This window comes from Campylobacter cuniculorum DSM 23162 = LMG 24588, assembly GCF_002104335.1.
Taxonomy (GTDB): domain Bacteria; phylum Campylobacterota; class Campylobacteria; order Campylobacterales; family Campylobacteraceae; genus Campylobacter_D; species Campylobacter_D cuniculorum.
Genome location: NZ_CP020867.1, coordinates 562,556 through 580,645, shown reverse-complemented (window position 1 = coordinate 580,645; position 18,090 = coordinate 562,556). Strand labels below are relative to the sequence as shown.

Below are 18,090 nucleotides of genomic sequence, written 5' to 3'. Positions count from 1 at the left end.
TTAATTTGTAGCATTTGTATCATTTGAAAGTTGTGGAGCACTAGGAGCAGGTGAAGGAATATTGGCATTATTTGGGACGCTTGGAGGAATGCTTGTATTGCTTTCAACAATTTTTTCAGCCAAAGAATCTTTACTTGCTGTATTATAAAGATAGCCTAAAGCTATTGTATTTGTGATGAGTAATAAACCCATAACAAAAGTAAATTTAGCTAAAAATCCTGCCGGACCCTTAGCACCAAAAAGACTTTCATTGCTTCCACTATAAGCTCCAAGTCCTATACTTGAGCTTTTTTGCAACAAAATGGCAATGCAAATAATCACAACAATAATAAATTGCAAGATAATCAAAAGAGTAATCATAATTCTTCCTAGATTTTTAGAATTAAAATGAAAATATTAGCAAATTTTAGCTTGAAAAGATTTGAATTTTAAAAAATTTCTATGGGAAGTCCCATAGAAATTTATCGATTAACACTTCTTAAAATATTAAGAAGAGAGATAAAAAGATTAATAAAGTCAAGATAAAGAGCCACAGCACCTTCGACAGGGGTTTCATAATTTCCGCGAATAATATTTTGTGTGTCATAAAGAATATAAAACGAAAATAAAATTGCAGCAACACCTGAAATAAACAAGCTCAAAGGACTACTTTGAATGAAAAGATTGAGTAACGAAGCAACCACCACGACAATTAAAACAATAAAAAGAGCTTTTCCCATAGTTGTAAAATCTCTTTTGGTATTCATTGCAAAAATGCTTAATGCACCAAAAGCAACTGTAGTTAAAGTAAAGGCTTGTGCTACAATCACTCCACCTTCTGGTAAAGAAAGAGTAAGTATAATTGTTGGTGCAAGGGTTAGCCCCGAACAAAAAGTAAAAGCAAAGAGTAGGACTAAATTCAGCGGTGCCTCTCTTTTTTTATACATTAAAGCAAAGAGCAATCCGATTTCAACGGCAAAAAGTATCCAAAAAGTTGCCATAGATTGAAAAAATAATCCAGCTAAAACAAAAACTCCTACATAAGCCCCCACACTTGCAGCAAGTAAAGATGCAGCAAAAAGCTGATAAGTTTGCTTGATAAAATTGCTAAGCTCACTTGAAGGGTGTGAAGTTGCAAATTCTCTTGATTTAGAATAATCTCTATCATAAAGACTCATAATTTTCTCCCTTAATTATATTTGTTTAGATTTTAAAAACTTATCATAAAAAGTTTAACAAGAAGTAAAAAAAATAAAATATTTAAAAAATTTAAGTTTTACCAAATCTTTGTTATAATGATTTTTTTAAAAAATATATAGGATTGATGATGCAAGATTTAATCAACGGGGCTATTAAATTTATGCAAGAAGATTTTAAAGAGCATAAAGAGCTTTTTGCAAGTTTGAAAAATAAACAAAGCCCCCATACTCTTTTTATAGGTTGTTCGGATTCTAGAGTGATTCCAAATTTGATTACAAATACAGGTCCGGGCGATCTTTTTGTAATACGCAATGTAGCAAATATCATTCCTCCTTATCATATAGGGAGTGATTATTTGGCGACAACTTCAGCAATAGAATATGCTGTAAATGCTTTAAAGGTAAAAAATATAGTCGTTTGCGGACATAGTAATTGTGGAGGTTGTAATGCTCTTTATGCAGAAGAAAAAGAATTAGAATCTGCTCCAAATTTTAAAAAATGGCTGAGCATTTTAGATTCTATTAAAAAAAGCGTTTTACTTTTTGCAAAAGAGGATTTAGCTATGCGTTCATGGCTTACTGAAAAGCTTAATTTACTCAATTCCTTGCAAAATCTTTTAACTTATCCGGGAATCAAAGAAGCTTTAGAAGAAGGCAAAATGGAAATTCATGCTTGGTATTATATTATAGAAACGGGCGAAATTTACGAATGCGATATTAAAACACAAAATTTTAGCTTAATTCAAAATAGGAGAGAACAATGAGAAAAATTCTTTGGATTTTAATGTTTTTGATTTTAAGTGCTTTTGCCAAAGAGTCTGAAATTTTAGATGAAAATCAAATTTTAGATGAAAATCAAAGTGCGATTATGAATGAAGAAACAAAAGAAGATGTCTATAATTTAGTGCGTCAATATATTAATTTAAATAATGAGCTTGAACAATATAAAAATAAAGAAAAAAATGCAAGTAAAGAAATATTAAATGATTTTCAAAAAAAGAAAAATCAAATTCTTGAAAAAATTCCTTTACACATTACTGAACAAAATATTGATGAAGATAGAGTTAAAAATTTTTTTAAGATTAAAAGAGAATTAGAAAATTTACAAAATAAAAATAAAAAAAATGATTTTACCTATGCAAAAACTACGCTTGATTTGACACATTTAAGGGCAATTGAGAGTTTTTATTCTTCTTTGCTTGATATTGAAAAGCTTTTTAAGAACAATACAGATAGCACAACCTTAGTAAAAACCATAGATTCTGCTATGGAAAAATTAGAAAAAAATACAAATTATGACATAAAAGAGCAAAAAGACAGGATTAAAAATTCTGAAGAATTAGAAGAAATTAACATTAAAGAAAGAGAAGTTGAGTTGATTATCAATTCCTATAATGAAATTTTTAAATACCTTAAAAACAATGCAAATTTGCTTCAAAGCAATTATTTTTTTAGTGTTTTTAAACTTCAAATTTGGATTGATAAAATCAATGAATTTGTAAATATAAATTTTTTTAATGTCGGCAAAACGATTGTTTCGATTTTGGTGATTATTTTCTTTGCTTCTTTTAGGAAATTTTTCTCTTACTTGCTTTATTTTTTCCTTGTTGAAGTTATTTATCGCAATAAAGACAAATTCGATCCTAATGCGATTAAGAGTATATTTGTTGAAAAGATTAAAAAACCTATAGGATATTTATTGATTATTTATGCTGCAAGCATTTGCGTTTCTATCGCATTTTATCCAGCTCCTACTCCGCTTAAAATCTCAAATCTGTTTTATATTATTTATGCAATTTTTATCACTTGGACTCTGCTTGTAATTTTGGATAGTTATGGAGTGGTTTTTGTTTCAAAATTTGCAGAAAAGAGTGGAAAAAGAGAAATCATCAATTTGGCGATAAAAATTTTATATTTTGTTGTGATTATCATCGCTGCACTTTTTGTCTTATCTCAACTTGGTTTTAATATTTCAGCCATTATTGCTTCGCTAGGAATAGGCGGTTTAGCAGTGGCTTTAGCGGCTAAAGACATCATTGCGAATTTCTTTGCTTCAGTCTTGCTTTTATTTGATGATAGTTTTAATCAGGGAGATTGGATTAAAGTGGCAGGAATTGAGGGCAATGTCGTTGAAACAGGACTTAGAAAAACAAGCATAAGGACCTTTGATAATTCTTTGGTTTTTTTACCAAATTCCGCGATTATGGCTGCAAACATTGAAAATTTAAGCAGAAGACAAATGGGACGCAGAATGAAAACCTATGTCGGAGTAACCTATGATGCAAATGCACAGCAACTTGAGTCTTGCGTTAAGGATTTGAAAGAATTTATTGACACCTGCCCTTTAATTGCCCATGAAGATGATGGAGCCTTAAAATATGGAGATTATAGGACGAAATATCGTCAAAATTTGGTTTCAATCGATGATTTAGAGGGCTATAAAAAATCTTCTTATATCACTTTAAGTGATTTTGGCGAAAGTTCTATCAATATCGAGCTTGATTTTTATATCAAAAGTATTTCAGGAAAAGATTTTAGAGAGGCAAGGCATCAAATTTTACTTGAAGTGATGAGGATTGTTGAAAAAAATGGATTGTCTTTTGCCTTTCCAAGTCGTAGCATTTATTTGGAAAATTTTCCGCCAAAACTTGAAGATTTAGGAGTTAAAAAATGAAATTTCTCAATTTTCTTTTAAATAATGAACCTTGTTTAGGGGTTTTAAATGCTAAAGAAGAAGTGGTTTGTCTTAAGGATTTAGGAATTGATGCAAGGGATATGAATGATTTCATTTTAAATTATGAAAAATATCGTTTTAAACTTGAAAATTTAGAAAAAATTCCAAGTTTAAAAATTCCAAAAGAAGAGATTTTAGCTCCTATCATCACGCCCTTACAAGATATTATTTGTTTGGGGATTAATTTTTTAGATCATGCTAAAGAATCCGCACGATTTAAAGGTGAGAAATTTGAAGAAAGACAATCTCCTGTATATTTTAGCAAACGCGTCAATGCAACAACCGCTCCTTATGCAAATCTTTATTTGCACGAAGAAGTTACAAAAGAGCTTGATTATGAATGCGAACTCGCTTTTGTTTTAGGCAAAGAAGCTTATAAAATCAAGGCTTTAGATGCAAAGGCTTATATCTTTGGATATACCATCATTAACGATATTTCAGCAAGAGATCTTCAAAAACAGCATAAACAATTTTATCGTGCAAAAAGTTTAGAAGGCAGCACGATAATGGGACCTTATTTGGTGAGTGCTGATGAGATTGCTTACCCGCCAAAACTTGCTTTGCAAAGCTATGTCAATGGCGAACTCAGACAAAATTCAAATACAGAATTTTTCATTTTCAATATCGCTTATGTTTTAGAAGAACTTAGTGCTGGAATGCGTTTAAAGGCTGGAAGTATCATTTCTATGGGAACACCGAGTGGAGTAGGAATGGGGCTAAATCCTCCTCAATTTTTAAAAGAAAATGATGAGGTGTGCTGTGTGATTGAAAATTTAGGCAAACTCTGCAATAAAATCGTCAAAAAATAAGCCATTAAATTTTTAGTCATAAAAATTTTTTTAAGTATAATGCTATAAAAAGCATAAATATATTTAAGAATTTAATATTTTATTAATTTCAATCGTGAGATTTTTGCTTTTTAAACTTCATAAAAATTAAATATAATTTTAATATAAATACTTATATAAAATAAGCATAATAAAAAATATTTTATATTAAGATTTAAAATAATATCATAAATACTTAATTTTTATAAAAAGCCATTAAATTTTTTAGATTTAAGATTTATATTAGATTTTAAATAAATTTTTTTAATTAACCTAAAAGTATTAAAATATTTTTTTGGAGGATTAAAATGTTGAGATTTTTTTTTATTCTAGTTTTTTTAAATATGGTTTTTGCCCAAAATTTTTATGAACATGAGCAAAATTCTAAAGATATAAATGCTACGCAAGAATCTTCACAAAAGCGTATCAAAATTCCAACACATTGAAGTTTTGTTTTGGAAATTTTAAAATTAGCTCAATACAAGCAAACCTATCGTTACAACAGCGATTCCTTGCTTTTAAGTGATTTTGCTTTAAATTGCGGAGTGAAAAATGAGCTTTTAGATATCGGTGCTGGTTGTGGGATTGTAGGAATTTTGCTTAAATTCTTCACCCCAAATTTAACTTTAAATTTGCTTGAGATTCAAGAAAAAAATATAGCTTTGATTGAAAAAAATTTAAAGCAAAATCATATCCAAGCACAGGTTTTCCACGCAGATTTTCGTGTTTTTTCAAGCAAGAAAAAATTTGATTTTTTAGTTTCAAATCCTCCATTTTACAGAGATGGAGCAAAAATGGGCATCAATGAACATGAAAATATAAGCAAATTTCAGCGTTTTTTACCTCTTGATGAGCTGATTGCCAAGGCTAATTCACTCTTAAAACCAAGAGGGGTGTTTTATTTTGCTTATGAAGCCTTAGCTTTACCTAAGATTTGTTTTATTTTAGAAAATAAAAAGCTCAAACTGACTAAAATTCGCTTTGTTTATAGTGCAAAGGGACAAAAAGCAAGGCTTGTTTTGATACAGGCTCGAAAGGGAGTGAAGAGTTCTTGTGAAATTTTACCCCCTTTGTTGATGCAAAAAAATTTAAATTTAAGCGATGAAATGCAAAGGATTTGCTCTAGGTTTAGGATAAAAAGTTATGATTTCTAAAGAAGGTTTTGATTTTTCTTTTGATGAAAAAGCTTGTGAAAAATGTGGCGGAAAATGTTGCACAGGCGAGAGCGGCAATATATTTGTAAGTAAAGAAGAATTAAAAATTTTAAGGCAATATTTAGGATTAGATGAACAAGAATTTGCGTTAAAATTTTTAAAAAAAGTGGGTTTTAAAATGAGTTTTAAAGAGGTGAAATTCGAAGATGGCTATGCTTGTATCTTTTTTGACCAAGTGAAAAGAAATTGTAAAATTTATGAGTACAGACCGAGTCAATGTCGAACTTTTCCCTTTTGGAAATATTATAAAAACCACAAAGAGGAATTAGAAAAAGAATGTATAGGAATTTGTTATTTATAGTTGTTTTCATATTTTTAAATGCTTGTGCAAATAAGCAAAATATCGTCGTTGTTTATAAGGATTATACAGAACAAAAAAGCAAGGAATTTGATTCAAGAGTGATGAAGGCTTTCACCTATAGTCATTTTAATCAATACAAAGAAGCTAGAGATGAATTTTTAGCCCTTTTTAAAGATTATAATGTTACAAATTTTTTAGAAAACGCCTATTTGCTCACCTTAGTCAATCAGCTTGATAAAGCCGATGAGCTCAACGAACTCGCTAGAGCTTATCTCAATCAAAGTGATAGTCTTAAACGTCTTAGCATACTTTATGATTTACAAAATTTAAATCTTAAAAGAGCTGAAAAATATGTCAAAGAACTTTTGGCTAAAAAAAATAATGACCCAAGAGATTTTGAAATTTATGGAGATATTTTGGTTGCTAAAAATGATTTAAGAAATGCTATAAAATACTATGAGCTTGCGTATAAACATTTTCAAAGTGAGGATCTTTTACTCAAGATTGTAGGAATTTATGCGAATTTAAATCAGGTAAAAAATATTAAAATTTTACTTGAAAATTTCAAAAAATCTAATGGTTGCACCCTAAAAACTTGCATTTTACTCGCTCAAATTTATAGCAATGAAAAAAATATTAAAGCTTTAAAAGAGCTTTATCTTAATCTTTATCAATTAAGTCATAATAAAGATTTTATCCTTGCTATAATCGAACTTTTAATTTCTCAAAATCACAAACAAGAAGCTTTGGAATTTGCCTTAAAATACGATGTGAAAGATAATGTTAAAATTTTTTTATATGAAAATTTAAAACAATTCGATGAGGCAAAAAAATTAAGTCTTAAAATTTATGAACGTGATGGAAATAAAGAATATTTATTGCGTACAGCCATTCTTGAATTTGAAGAAGCAAATTTTAAAAAACAAATCACTGCGGAAAAAATCGCTCAAATTGTAAAAAAATTTGAAGAGGGTATAGATGAAGATGCGGATGCTTTGTATTTAAATTATTATGGGTATTTGTTGATTGATTATGATTTAGACATTAAAAAGGGTATGAAATTTGTAGAACTTGCTTTAGAAAAAGAACCGAATAATTTTTATTATATTGATTCTTTAGCGTGGGGGTATTATAAATTAGGAAAATGCAAGGAGGCTTGGGAGCTTTTGCAAAAAACCTTTGATGATAAAGAATTTGTAGAATCAGAAGAGAGTAAAAAACACATTAAAGCTATAAGAGGTTGTTTGAAAGATGATTTTAGATGAAATTTTAAAAAAAACCAAAACCGCTTTGGAAAAAAGAAAAAAAGATTTGCCTTATGATATGCTAGGAAGGTCTTTGGCTGCAAGTCCTTTTTTTCCAAAAAACATTCATAAAGCCCTTAAAAAAGAAGACGGTGAGATTAAAATCATTGCTGAAGTTAAAAAAGCAAGTCCTAGCAAGGGTGTGATTAGAACAGAATTTGACCCCTTAAGCATTGCGTTAAATTATGAAAAAAATGGAGCTGCAGCTATTTCTGTATTAACCGAGCCTCTTTTTTTTCAAGGAAGTCTTGAAAATTTAAGCATGATACGCAGATATACGCAGATTCCGCTTTTAAGAAAGGATTTTATTTTTGATGAATATCAAATTTTAGAAGCCTTGATTTATGGAGCAGATTTTATTCTTTTGATTGCGAAAATTCTAAGTATGAAAGAGCTTAAAAATTTACTCGAATTTGCAAGGCATTTAGGTCTTGAAGCTTTGGTTGAAATCCACGATAGAGAAGATTTAAGCAAGGCTATTTTTGCTGGGGCGGATATTATTGGGATTAATCATAGGGATTTAAATGATTTTTCTATGCATATGGATCTTTGTGAAAAACTCATTCCGCAAATTCCAAATTCAAAAATTATCGTTGCAGAAAGTGGTTTGAATGATAAGGCATTCATAAAGCACTTGCAACATTTAGGGGTTGATGCCTTTTTAATTGGAGAGTATTTTATGCGTCAAGATGATGCAGGTAAGGCTTTAAAAGAAGTTATAAAAGGCTGAAGATGCAGTATTTATACGCACCTTGGAGGGAGGAATATTTGGGACAAAAGAAAGATACCTGCCCTTTTTGTGATTGTGCAAATAGGCTTAAGAGTGATGAAGAATTGAAAGTGATTTTTAGAGCAAAGCATTGTTTTGGGGTGATGAATCATTATCCTTATACGCCCGGACATTTTATGGTTATACCCTATATCCATGAAGAAAATATTGAAAATTTAAGCCAGGAAACTTGGCAAGAAATGAGTGATTTTGTCAGAAAAAGTGTGAAAATTCTTAAGAGCGAGTTGGGTGCTAGAGGTGTTAATATCGGTATGAATTTAGGTAAAGAGGCTGGAGCTGGAATAGCACCACATTGCCATTATCATCTTGTTCCGCGTTGGGCAGGGGATACAAATTTCATCACAAGTATTGGACAAGTGCGGGTTTGTGGAAATGATATAGAAAAGATTTATCAAAAATTTCTTACAGCTTTTGCAAAACTTATCTAAAATGAGCTGGTTTTATCAATCATAACACAGATTAAAATGGTTTAAATTTAGAACTTAAAAAATAGCAGATAAATCGAATAACAATATAAATTTATTTAAGATTTTATAGGTTTAATTCTTAGCTCTAAACTGAATTTTTGCAAGAATTCTTTAAAAATTTTAATAATTTCTTTTTTAAAATTCTTTCTTTAAGTATGATTTTTTTTAATTTTGGCTTAAATTAATGGGTTAGAATGTCTAAATTCTTCTATAGATTATAAAAATTTATATAGTAATCTTTAATTTCTTAAATTTGTTTAAAAATTTAATTGATTTTTAATACTACTATATACACCATCTCTTAAAATGATTTTTAAAAATATGAAGAAAAAACTCAAAGAACTCAATGAAAAAATTCAAAAAGAACAAAGAGGAATTTATAATGTGAGTTTCAATGAAAAACAATCCACTCCTACCAATGCAGATTTAGAAGCCATAGAAAATGCTGTGATTGATTATATTGTTCATTATATAAAAGGTTGGCACAATGTTAAAAAAATTAAATATTATTTTTTATAATTATTTTAAAATCTAATGATTTATCTTACGTTTTTTATAAATTCTTATTTTAAAAATTTTTTAATTTTTTATTTGTAAAAATTAAATTCTTATTTGGATTAAATAATCAAAATTTTAGATGTAAAAATGGTATAAAAATTGATATTTTAATCATTTAGATCAATTTTTAAAAATTATTTTTTAAAAAAAATCAAATATGATAATAAATTTCAAAATATTTTTATTTTTTTATATTATAATAATAATTATCAAAAAATATAAAAAAGGAAAAATATGTCAGTTTTAGTTATCGGTGCAGATGAAATCACTCCTATAAAGGCGGTTTTGTATGATTTAGGTGCTAAAAAAATTGAACACTGGGATGCAAGAAATGAAAATCGTGTCAATCGCAAACCCATACCAAATGATACAGAATGTATTGTAATGCTTACAAGTTTTTTAAATCACAATACGATGAAAAAAATAAAAAGCGAGGCTAAAAAAAGAAAAATTCCTTTAGTTTGTGCTAAAAGAAGCGTCAGTTGTGTGTATTGTGAGTATTGTAAAATTTTTAATCTCGATAGAGAATTTTCTTGCTCCAAGGCTTTATGATGTTTTTTGGTTTTTCAAATGGCAAGGAATTGATTCCAAAAATTTATCAAGGCTCTGCAAGAAAGGAGCTCAATCTCATTTTTTTATATCAATACAATGCAAATGTAGAGGATGATTTAAAAATTCCTTTTCATTATGCGAAAAAGGCTGAAAATCTACAAGATATTTTCAAACTTTTTTTAAAAGATTTACTTTGTGTGGATTTTAATAAAGCTAGAAAAATTTGCATTCAAAGTAATGTTTATATTGAAAATTTTGATATAAAAAAGAATAAAATTTTTAAAACAAATTCCATGAATTTTATGCAACTTAAAAAAAATTTAAAAATATATTTTTATGGAATATGTTTTAAAACTCAAGACCTATTTGTGGGTTATGTTTATGATAAAATTTCTAAGCAAAATCCTGACAAATCATTGTTTTTTAAGGATAATTTTATTATTATTGAGCAGAAAATAGCTCTTTTAGTGTATAGTAAAAAAATCGATATAAACAAATTGGAAAATTGCAGTGAAATTGAAGAAGCATTGAATTTAATTCGCAAAAATTCCTTTTTAGTTTTTTATATAATTTATCCAAAAAATGATAATTTTAATCATTTCATAGAAATCAAACATTTTTTATGTGATTTAAGTAAAACTATGCTAAAATTAGTTCCGTATTCAATATCAAATAAACTTATAAGGAGAATTTAATGTCAGTAGCAGTGATTTATGGCAGTGCTATGGGAAATACTGAAGGTGCAGCAGGTTTGATTGCTTCAAAGCTTGGAATCAGTGATGTTTTAAACATTGCTAATATCGATGCAGATAAGATGAATTCTTATGATAAACTTATCTGTGGAACTTCAACTTGGGGAAGTGGCGATTTGCAAGATGATTGGGAAGGCTTTGATTTTAAAGGCTTAAATCTTAGTGGAAAAACCGTTGCTGTTTTTGGAATGGGCGATAGTGAGAGTTATTCTGATACTTATTGTGGCGGTATGGGAAAACTCGCTCAAAATTTAAAAGATGCGGGTGCAAATTTGGTTGGTGCCGTTTCAACAGAAGGCTATACTTTTGAATCAAGCGACGCGGTTGTTGATGGAAAATTCGTTGGTCTTGCCTTAGATAATGACAATCAAGAAGATCAAACTGAAGCAAGAATTGATGCATGGATTGCTGAAATTAAACCTCATTTTGCTTAAAAATTTATCCCTGTTAGTTCTTTGTAACAGGGATTATAATTTCTTTAAGAAATTTTTGATACAATAGCTATTTTATCAAGTCTTAGTTAAGAAAACTTCTATTTTTCGATAAGAAAATTAATTTGGTTTCAAATGCAATTATTAAAATTATCCTTAGATATTATCCTTTTATCAAGGGTTTTAAGTGAGAGTGTTTCATATTTTTTAGAAGGATTATTATGAAAGAGGAGTATTATGGATAAAAAAAGCGATAGTTGGATTGTTGCGGCAAGACCCGATGGTTTTGGTCAAAGATTTTGTTCGATATTGGTAGGACTTTATTTAGCAAAAAAATTACAATTTAATTTTGGTTTTGTCTGGGAAAATTCTATTGATATTAAGGCAGATTTAAGCTCAAAAAATGATAAAAATAAGAATTTTTTAGGTGTTGCTATGGACAAAGCAGAGCTAATCTTTGGTGAAAATTTTATCAAAAATTATCTTTTAAATCCTAGTATTGATTCTTGGGTTGATTCTTATTCTCATCCACTTACTTATGGAATGAGAATTATGAAAAAGGCTAAAACTTTTAAGCAATTAAAACAAAAAAGCAGATTTGATAGAAAATGGGGATATTATGCTTGTCCTTATTTGCCGAGTGATTTTCTTGTTGATTGTGAAAGAAAAGAGTGCTTAGAAGAGCTTGGAAATATTTATAAAAGCATTCCCTTTTCAAAAGAATTTACAGACATACAAAAGAGAGTCCATGATATTTCTCTATCCTTAAATCATAATTTTATAGCTTTACATATCAGGGGGGGGGAAGTCGTCTTTTCTCATTCTATAAGACAGGCTATGCATTCTCCGATATCAAAAGAAAGATTTTTTCCTTACGAAATAGCTTTAGAACTCGCTCAAATGGAATTAAAAGCGAACAATCATATCATCATTTTTGGGCAGGACATACAAGCCAATCACATCCTCGCAAATCATCTAAAATCCTTTAAAGAATTTTCTCACTTAAATGTTAAAACTTGCGAAGAATTTTTCGATAAAAAACTCAATGATATACAAAGGGCATTTTTTGAATTAAATCTTATGGCTAGGGCTTTTAAGGTATATTCTACTAAAAATTCTGGCTTTGCAGGATTGATTCGTATGATAAGTGGAGATGATAGAATTATTTCTTACGATAAAATCTTTTCTAGTGAAAAACAATTTGAAATTATCAAAGAGAATATACAAAGGCTTAAATTCCATAATCTACAAATTGCTGCATCGTATTTTAAGCTTTTTGATTTAAGTAAAAATCTCAAAAAACCTATTCAAGAAAGCTTAGAATATCTTTTAAAAGCTTTAGAGTTTGATAAAGAAAATATGGCATATCGAATATTTATTATGAAAGAATTTTTCAATCAAAATAAATATAAAGAAATTGATTCTATGTTAAAAAACATTCTTCAAACTCAAGCTAAGGAATTTTTGCAAACTATGTTAAATCCTATTTTTGGGGAGTTTGAGTGTTATTTTTATGATTATGTATATTTTGATGATGAAAATTTTCCTTATATTGTTTTTATGGGTTCTAAAATTTGTGAATTTTTTAGATTTTCTCAAAGAAAAAAATATTTAAGACTTTGCTATCTTAAAAATGAACAAGAAAGGAAAAATCTTTTAAATTTAGAAAAAATGAGTATTCCTAAATATTTTTTTAGGTCTTATAAATCAAATGTTAGACTTGCTTTACGACTCCATAGGAAAATTTACAAATCACAAAATATTACAAAAAAAGAGTATTTCAATCAAATTCCTTTAATCTTGATGAAAGCTTTAAAAGATAGTTTTAGGCAAAAATATTTAATTTATAAATTATTTATTTTAGATATAATCAAAAAATAAAATTTTTAAATTTAAGGAGAAAGAATGGTTTGTGCCCTATGTCAAAAAGAAAACCAAATACAAAATTTATGGGTTCATGAAAATGTTTTTGCTAGTTCAGGTAAATTGAGTGAAAAGCCTTATTTAAATACAGATGAGTTATGGGGGGGGGGGTATTGCAAGGGTAATGCAAAAATCACTCTAACTCAATGTAAAAACTGCGGTTATGTCTTTAATGCAAGTTTTGATTTAGAGCAAATTAACAATGAATATTCTTCCCAAACTTATATCTCTCGCAAAATTGTTTCTAAGGAAATGAGCGAAAACATTCAATCGATTAAAAATAAAATCCTAAAATACCTCGATAAAAATTCTCATTGCTTGGAAATTGCACCCGGAAGCGGTGATATGGTTTTAGCTTTGATTGATGAGGTTGAGTCTTTTACTACAATTGACCCTTCTTTGGTTTCGTTAGAATTAAAAGACGCTAAGAATTTAAAACACATACAAGGCTTTTTTGATTATGAATTTGTCAAAAACAAACTTGAACACGAAATTAATTTTGTTTTATTTAGGCATCTTTTAGAACATATCAATACACCCTATGATTTTTTAAATGATGTGATAAAACTTCTTGCAAATGAAGGCATTATTTATGTTGAAGTCCCTAATCTTGATGAATTTATAGAACATAACAGATTTTACGAAGTTTTTAATGATCATTGTGGCTATTATCAAAAAAATGTTTTGATTAACGTTTTAAATGATTTAGGTTGTGAGCTTATCGATGAAATTTTTTTATATGAAAAACAGCATATGGGTTTATTCTTTAGAAAAAATAATTTCAAAACAGATAAAAAACTTGAATTTAAACATTATGATTCACACATTGCAAAGAATTTTAATCAAGCAATAAAAAGTCTTAATCTTAAATTTCAAAATTATCAAAATATAGCTCTATATGGTGCCGGAGCACACGGGAATTCTTTACTCAATTTTTTAAGCCAAAATTGCTTGTTAAAAATCAAAAAATGTTTTGATTTGGATATAAGAAAACAAGGACAATATCTTCAAAATTCTAATATAAAAATTTCTAAACCACAACCACAAGAATTTAAATCGCTCGATTTGATTTTATTAGCGGTGCCATTATATGAACAAGAAGTTATAAATCTTCTAAGAGAAAAGGGATATAAAGGAGATTTTATTAAGTCAAAAAACATGAAAATTTTATGATTTTACCCGCTTGAGCTCTATCAAGTCGGGCTAAATTTTTTAATTTTTCTTTATGCATTTTAAGAATTTTTTCATTTCTTAAAAGCTAAGCTTAGCTTTTTTAGCTGTTATCTTTAACATCTTTTGCGTTTTGGAGACTCTATTCATAATAGATTTTAGCCATTTTTTCCTTAAAAATTAAAATGGATTAATGTGTTAAAAAATAAATCAAGGGAGAATTTATTCATAAAATCATTTGTATCAAAAGACTCAATCAATTTTGTGCTAGGGAGATTGAGGATTGATTTTTTAATTCATAAGATTTTAGTTTATAGAGATAAATTTTTAGAAAAATAATGTTTTTTTCTAAAAATTATTCAATGTAAATTGATTATTTTAAGAGTATTTTGCAAGTTCTTTTGCTCTCTTAAAATCTACTTTTCCAGAGCCCAAAAGAGGAATTTTTTCAACTTGAATGTATTGACTTGGTTTAAAAAGTGCAGGTATATTTGAATCTTTAATGGCTTGGATGATTCCTTGAAAATGCTCATTTTGACACTCTATCAATAAAACAATCTTTTCACCTTTTTTATCATCTTCTAAAGACAAAGCACAAAATTTCACAATTTCTGTATTAAGAACTTTTGCAAGCTCTTCTTCTAAAGCTCCTAAAGAAATCATTTCTCCGCCGATTTTAGCAAAACGAGAATATCGGTCGATAATGTATAAAAAACCATCTTCATCTAAACGTCCTTTATCGCCTGTGTTATACCAACGAATCCCATCAATCTCTTTAATCACTTCATCGGTTTTTTCTTTATCATTAAGATAGCCCACCATAACTTGATGTCCGCCAATGAGTATCAATCCCTCTTCTCCATGTTTTAAGCTTTCATAAGTGTTTGGATTAACAATTCTAATTGCAGTTCCCGGTAAAGGCATTCCTACGCTTCCTTCCTTATTTGCACGATGTAAAATCCAATAATCCGGGTCAAATTTATTAGGCAAATTCACACTTGCAACAGGAGTGGTTTCGGTTGCTCCATATCCTTCAAGGATGCTTTTTTTAAATTTCATTTCAAAAGCACTTCGCACTTCTTGTTTGAGTTTTTCAGCCCCACAAACTATGATTCTTAAACTTTCAAACATTAATGCGTCAAGTTTTTTATTTCTTGCGTAAATTCCAAGAAAGGTTGAAGTTCCACACATTATAGTCACATTATTTTTTAGGATGGTTTTTGCAACGCCTATGGCATCAGTTGGGTCAGCAAAAGTTACGCTTTTTATTGATTCTAAAAGTGGCAAAAAGGTTGTAACGGTTAATCCAAAGGCATGAAAAGGTGGCAAAGAAGATAAGATAGTATCATTGTCTTTTGCACACAAAAGATCTGAAATTTGAGCTATATTGCTTAAAATATTGCGGTTATTAAGCATTATACCCTTAGGAGTTCCCTCACTTCCGCTACTAAAGAGTATAGCAGCTATGGCAAGATTGTTTTTAGAAGGTGAAAAAATGGCTTTGAGTATAAAACTTGGCAAGAGACTCACCAAAATCATATAAATTATAATTTTAGCCTTTTCTTTTTTAAAAATATCAACTAAATCTTCGACAAAAAACACCTTGATATTTTCTGCAAAATGATAATCAACCCCCTTATTTTTAAGTCTTTCTAAGAATGTTTTAGAAGTATAAATTTGCTTGATGTTAGCACTTTGAATTGCTGCTTGGATGTTTTTTTCTCCTGCTGTAAAATTAAGATTAACGACAACTTTATTTGCAAACAAAGTGGCGAGGTTGCAAAGAGAAGAAGCAAAGGATGCAGGAAGTAGAATGCCAACACTCTCTTCTTTAGGAGCATAAGAACCTCTTTGAATTTGGATATTGAATCGTTGCGAATTGTCCTTGATGATTGTGCTTAAGATTAGGCTTAAACTAAGCATTTTTCTATAGCTTATTGCTCCAGAAACCGGATCGATTAAGGCAATATGAGAAAGCTTTCTTTTGGCACTGCTTATAAAAGAGCGGGTTAGGGTTTGCATAGCTTCGCATTGAGATTTCCACGCCATAAAGGATAGTTCAAAGACCTTAGCCTTTACCTCTTCTTTTTTTGCATTAAGTGGCATAGCTTTACCAAAAGCGATTGCAATATTTCTTTTACTCAATCTCCTATGACGTGAAGAAAATTCTTCATCACTTCTTGAAAACGCACTTCCCCAAAGCCCACGAATATAAAAGGGTAAAATCACTCCTTCATTTGATTCAAGTTGAGAACAAATAAACTCAAAATCTCCTTTAAATTCATTCAATTGTCCATGCCTTGAAATCACTCCTTCAGGAAAAAGACAAACAAGCTCACCTTTTTTAATCGCTTGAGCAATCAATTCAAAGCTTGTTTTATTTGTCGTTGCTGAAATAAAAAACACTCCAAATTTATCCAGAAAAAATTTAATATACCATTTAGAATAAATACTTTTTTCCATAGCAAAATGGACATGTCTAGGAATTGCCATTTGAATGATTGCCCAATCAATAAAAGAAATATGATTTCCTAAAAGCAAAGCACCACCTTTTTCAGGGATGTTTTCAAAACCCTCCACAAGAAGCTTATAACGTTGAAAAAATGCAAGTTGCACCAGAATACGTATTAAAGAAAAAGGCAATTTTAAAAGGATATAAATCGCACCGACAAAGACAATAAAACTAGCAAGATAAAAAAGATAAATGACATTAAGCTCAAAATAAGAAAAAAATGATACGAAAACTAAAAAGCTCAACATGCATAAATTTTGGACAAAATGACTTGCTGCTAAAATTTTTCCCAATTCTGATTCTTTAGCATGATATTGTATGAGTGCGTTTAAAGGAATGATAAAAAAGGCACCGCAAAGACCAAAAAAGAAGAAAAGCACACCATAATTGATTAAATTTGTCAAACAAGGCATGAGCAAAGAGCTGAATAAAATTCCTAAAATTCCAAGCGGGATAAAACCAAGCTCAATATAATTTTTAGAAAGTTTTCCCACAATCAAAGAACCGCTAATCATACCTAATCCCGAAATTCCCATACAAAGTTGCACAAAAAAGACGTTATCTTCAAATAAGATATTTTTAGCATAAACAGGAAAAGCCACAAGATAAAGCTGTGAAAGCGACCAAAATAACGCAATTGCTACAATACAAAGTCTGATGATTTTATTTTGAAAAATCAATTTTAAATTATTTGATAAAAGTTTGCCTTTAAGATAATCTTTGGTGTGAAATTTTATTTCTTTATTTTCTTGTTTTAATTTTGGCAAACGATGCGTTAAAAAAAGCTCTAAAAGAGCAAAAACTACGAGTAAAATTCCAAGTGGTGCAATTTTTTGAAGAAGCTCATCGCTTAAATTTGCATTATAAAGCAGGTTAAAACCTAAAGAAAAAACACATATTCCGGTTAAAATTCCAGCAATGCTTACGGCATTGATGATTCCATTTCCTAAAGTTAGCAAGTTTTTACCCACAAGCTCCTTAATAAAGCCATATTTTGAAGGTGAATAGAGTGCGGATTGAATTGCTAAAATGAAAGTCATTATAAAGGCGATATGAAAAGCACCGGTATAATAAGAAATACAAAGAATTGAAGTTAAAAAGACATTGAAATAGGCTGAAAATTTCATAATAAGATTTTTAGGAAAACGATCAGCGAGAAAACCTGAAGGAGAGAGCATTAAAATGAAGGGTAAAAGAATGAGAGCGTTGATTAAAGTACTTAAAAAAAATTGTTCGCTTCCATTGTAAATTTTATAGATTGTATTTTGAATGATGATTTTATGTCCTAAATCCACCAAAGCATTGATAAAAGCTACAGATAAAAACGGAATCATTCCAAAAATTTGAATCAAAGATTTTTGCTTCATCAATCAATCC

The 18,090-nt window shown here is 29.2% G+C and carries 18 protein-coding genes; 15 read left to right on the top strand and 3 right to left on the bottom strand.

What is annotated here, in order from left to right:
• Together secG and CCUN_RS02940 are read right to left on the bottom strand one after the other, a co-directional pair.
• On the bottom strand, nt 1–360 hold the full coding sequence (gene secG / locus CCUN_RS02945; protein WP_027306324.1) for a preprotein translocase subunit SecG: 360 nt from the start codon (nt 358–360) through the stop codon (nt 1–3).
• Between the two features lie 101 nt (nt 361–461).
• Nucleotides 462–1,157, bottom strand: a complete 696-nt coding sequence (locus tag CCUN_RS02940) for a Bax inhibitor-1/YccA family protein (RefSeq protein WP_027306325.1) — start codon at nt 1,155–1,157, stop codon at nt 462–464.
• A 149-nt stretch (nt 1,158–1,306) separates the two neighbouring features.
• Between CCUN_RS02940 and CCUN_RS02935 the strand changes: the two genes are divergently transcribed.
• The 15 genes from CCUN_RS02935 (at nt 1,307) to CCUN_RS02870 (ending at nt 14,204) form a co-directional block, all read left to right on the top strand.
• Nucleotides 1,307–1,942 carry a carbonic anhydrase gene (locus CCUN_RS02935; RefSeq protein WP_027306326.1) on the top strand — a complete coding sequence of 212 codons (636 nt, stop codon included), beginning with the start codon at nt 1,307–1,309 and terminating at the stop codon, nt 1,940–1,942.
• Nucleotides 1,939–3,852 (top strand): mechanosensitive ion channel family protein, encoded by a 1,914-nt coding sequence (locus CCUN_RS02930; RefSeq protein WP_027306327.1) that lies wholly within the window; start codon nt 1,939–1,941, stop codon nt 3,850–3,852. Before CCUN_RS02935 ends, CCUN_RS02930 begins: the two co-directional genes overlap by 4 nt.
• Complete coding sequence (locus CCUN_RS02925; protein WP_027306328.1) at nt 3,849–4,721, top strand: fumarylacetoacetate hydrolase family protein; 873 nt, start codon at nt 3,849–3,851, stop codon at nt 4,719–4,721. Before CCUN_RS02930 ends, CCUN_RS02925 begins: the two co-directional genes overlap by 4 nt.
• A 326-nt stretch (nt 4,722–5,047) precedes the next feature.
• Complete coding sequence (locus tag CCUN_RS09740; RefSeq protein WP_157258372.1) at nt 5,048–5,185, top strand: hypothetical protein; 138 nt, start codon at nt 5,048–5,050, stop codon at nt 5,183–5,185.
• Nucleotides 5,186–5,194: 9 nt separating this feature from the next.
• On the top strand, nt 5,195–5,893 hold the full coding sequence (locus CCUN_RS02920; RefSeq protein WP_027306329.1) for a tRNA1(Val) (adenine(37)-N6)-methyltransferase: 699 nt from the start codon (nt 5,195–5,197) through the stop codon (nt 5,891–5,893).
• A complete protein-coding gene (locus CCUN_RS02915; protein ID WP_027306330.1) occupies nt 5,883–6,254 on the top strand; it encodes a YkgJ family cysteine cluster protein in 372 nt (123 codons plus the stop codon). The genes CCUN_RS02920 and CCUN_RS02915 overlap by 11 nt, the downstream gene beginning before the upstream one ends.
• Complete coding sequence (locus CCUN_RS02910; protein WP_027306331.1) at nt 6,230–7,519, top strand: tetratricopeptide repeat protein; 1,290 nt, start codon at nt 6,230–6,232, stop codon at nt 7,517–7,519. Before CCUN_RS02915 ends, CCUN_RS02910 begins: the two co-directional genes overlap by 25 nt.
• Nucleotides 7,506–8,288, top strand: coding sequence for an indole-3-glycerol phosphate synthase TrpC (trpC, locus tag CCUN_RS02905; RefSeq protein ID WP_027306332.1), 783 nt, complete (start codon nt 7,506–7,508; stop codon nt 8,286–8,288). The genes CCUN_RS02910 and trpC overlap by 14 nt, the downstream gene beginning before the upstream one ends.
• Before the next feature lie 2 nt (nt 8,289–8,290).
• Nucleotides 8,291–8,776: an HIT family protein gene (locus CCUN_RS02900; RefSeq protein ID WP_027306333.1), complete on the top strand. Its 486-nt coding sequence runs from the start codon at nt 8,291–8,293 to the stop codon at nt 8,774–8,776.
• Between the two features lie 345 nt (nt 8,777–9,121).
• Nucleotides 9,122–9,334: a hypothetical protein gene (locus CCUN_RS02895; protein ID WP_244893542.1), complete on the top strand. Its 213-nt coding sequence runs from the start codon at nt 9,122–9,124 to the stop codon at nt 9,332–9,334.
• Nucleotides 9,335–9,607: 273 nt separating this feature from the next.
• Nucleotides 9,608–9,925 carry a DUF2325 domain-containing protein gene (locus tag CCUN_RS02890; protein WP_027306334.1) on the top strand — a complete coding sequence of 106 codons (318 nt, stop codon included), beginning with the start codon at nt 9,608–9,610 and terminating at the stop codon, nt 9,923–9,925.
• Complete coding sequence (locus CCUN_RS02885; RefSeq protein ID WP_027306335.1) at nt 9,925–10,620, top strand: hypothetical protein; 696 nt, start codon at nt 9,925–9,927, stop codon at nt 10,618–10,620. The genes CCUN_RS02890 and CCUN_RS02885 overlap by 1 nt, the downstream gene beginning before the upstream one ends.
• A complete protein-coding gene (gene fldA, locus CCUN_RS02880; protein WP_027306336.1) occupies nt 10,620–11,111 on the top strand; it encodes a flavodoxin FldA in 492 nt (163 codons plus the stop codon). Before CCUN_RS02885 ends, fldA begins: the two co-directional genes overlap by 1 nt.
• Nucleotides 11,112–11,345: 234 nt before the next feature.
• A complete protein-coding gene (locus CCUN_RS02875; RefSeq protein WP_085296633.1) occupies nt 11,346–12,989 on the top strand; it encodes a hypothetical protein in 1,644 nt (547 codons plus the stop codon).
• Between the two features lie 24 nt (nt 12,990–13,013).
• Nucleotides 13,014–14,204: a methyltransferase domain-containing protein gene (locus CCUN_RS02870; protein ID WP_085296632.1), complete on the top strand. Its 1,191-nt coding sequence runs from the start codon at nt 13,014–13,016 to the stop codon at nt 14,202–14,204.
• Nucleotides 14,205–14,579: 375 nt separating this feature from the next.
• Here the strand turns inward: CCUN_RS02870 and CCUN_RS02865 are convergent, their stop codons facing one another.
• Nucleotides 14,580–18,080 (bottom strand): acyl-[ACP]--phospholipid O-acyltransferase, encoded by a 3,501-nt coding sequence (locus CCUN_RS02865; RefSeq protein ID WP_027306340.1) that lies wholly within the window; start codon nt 18,078–18,080, stop codon nt 14,580–14,582.
• Nucleotides 18,081–18,090: the final 10 nt, after the last annotated feature.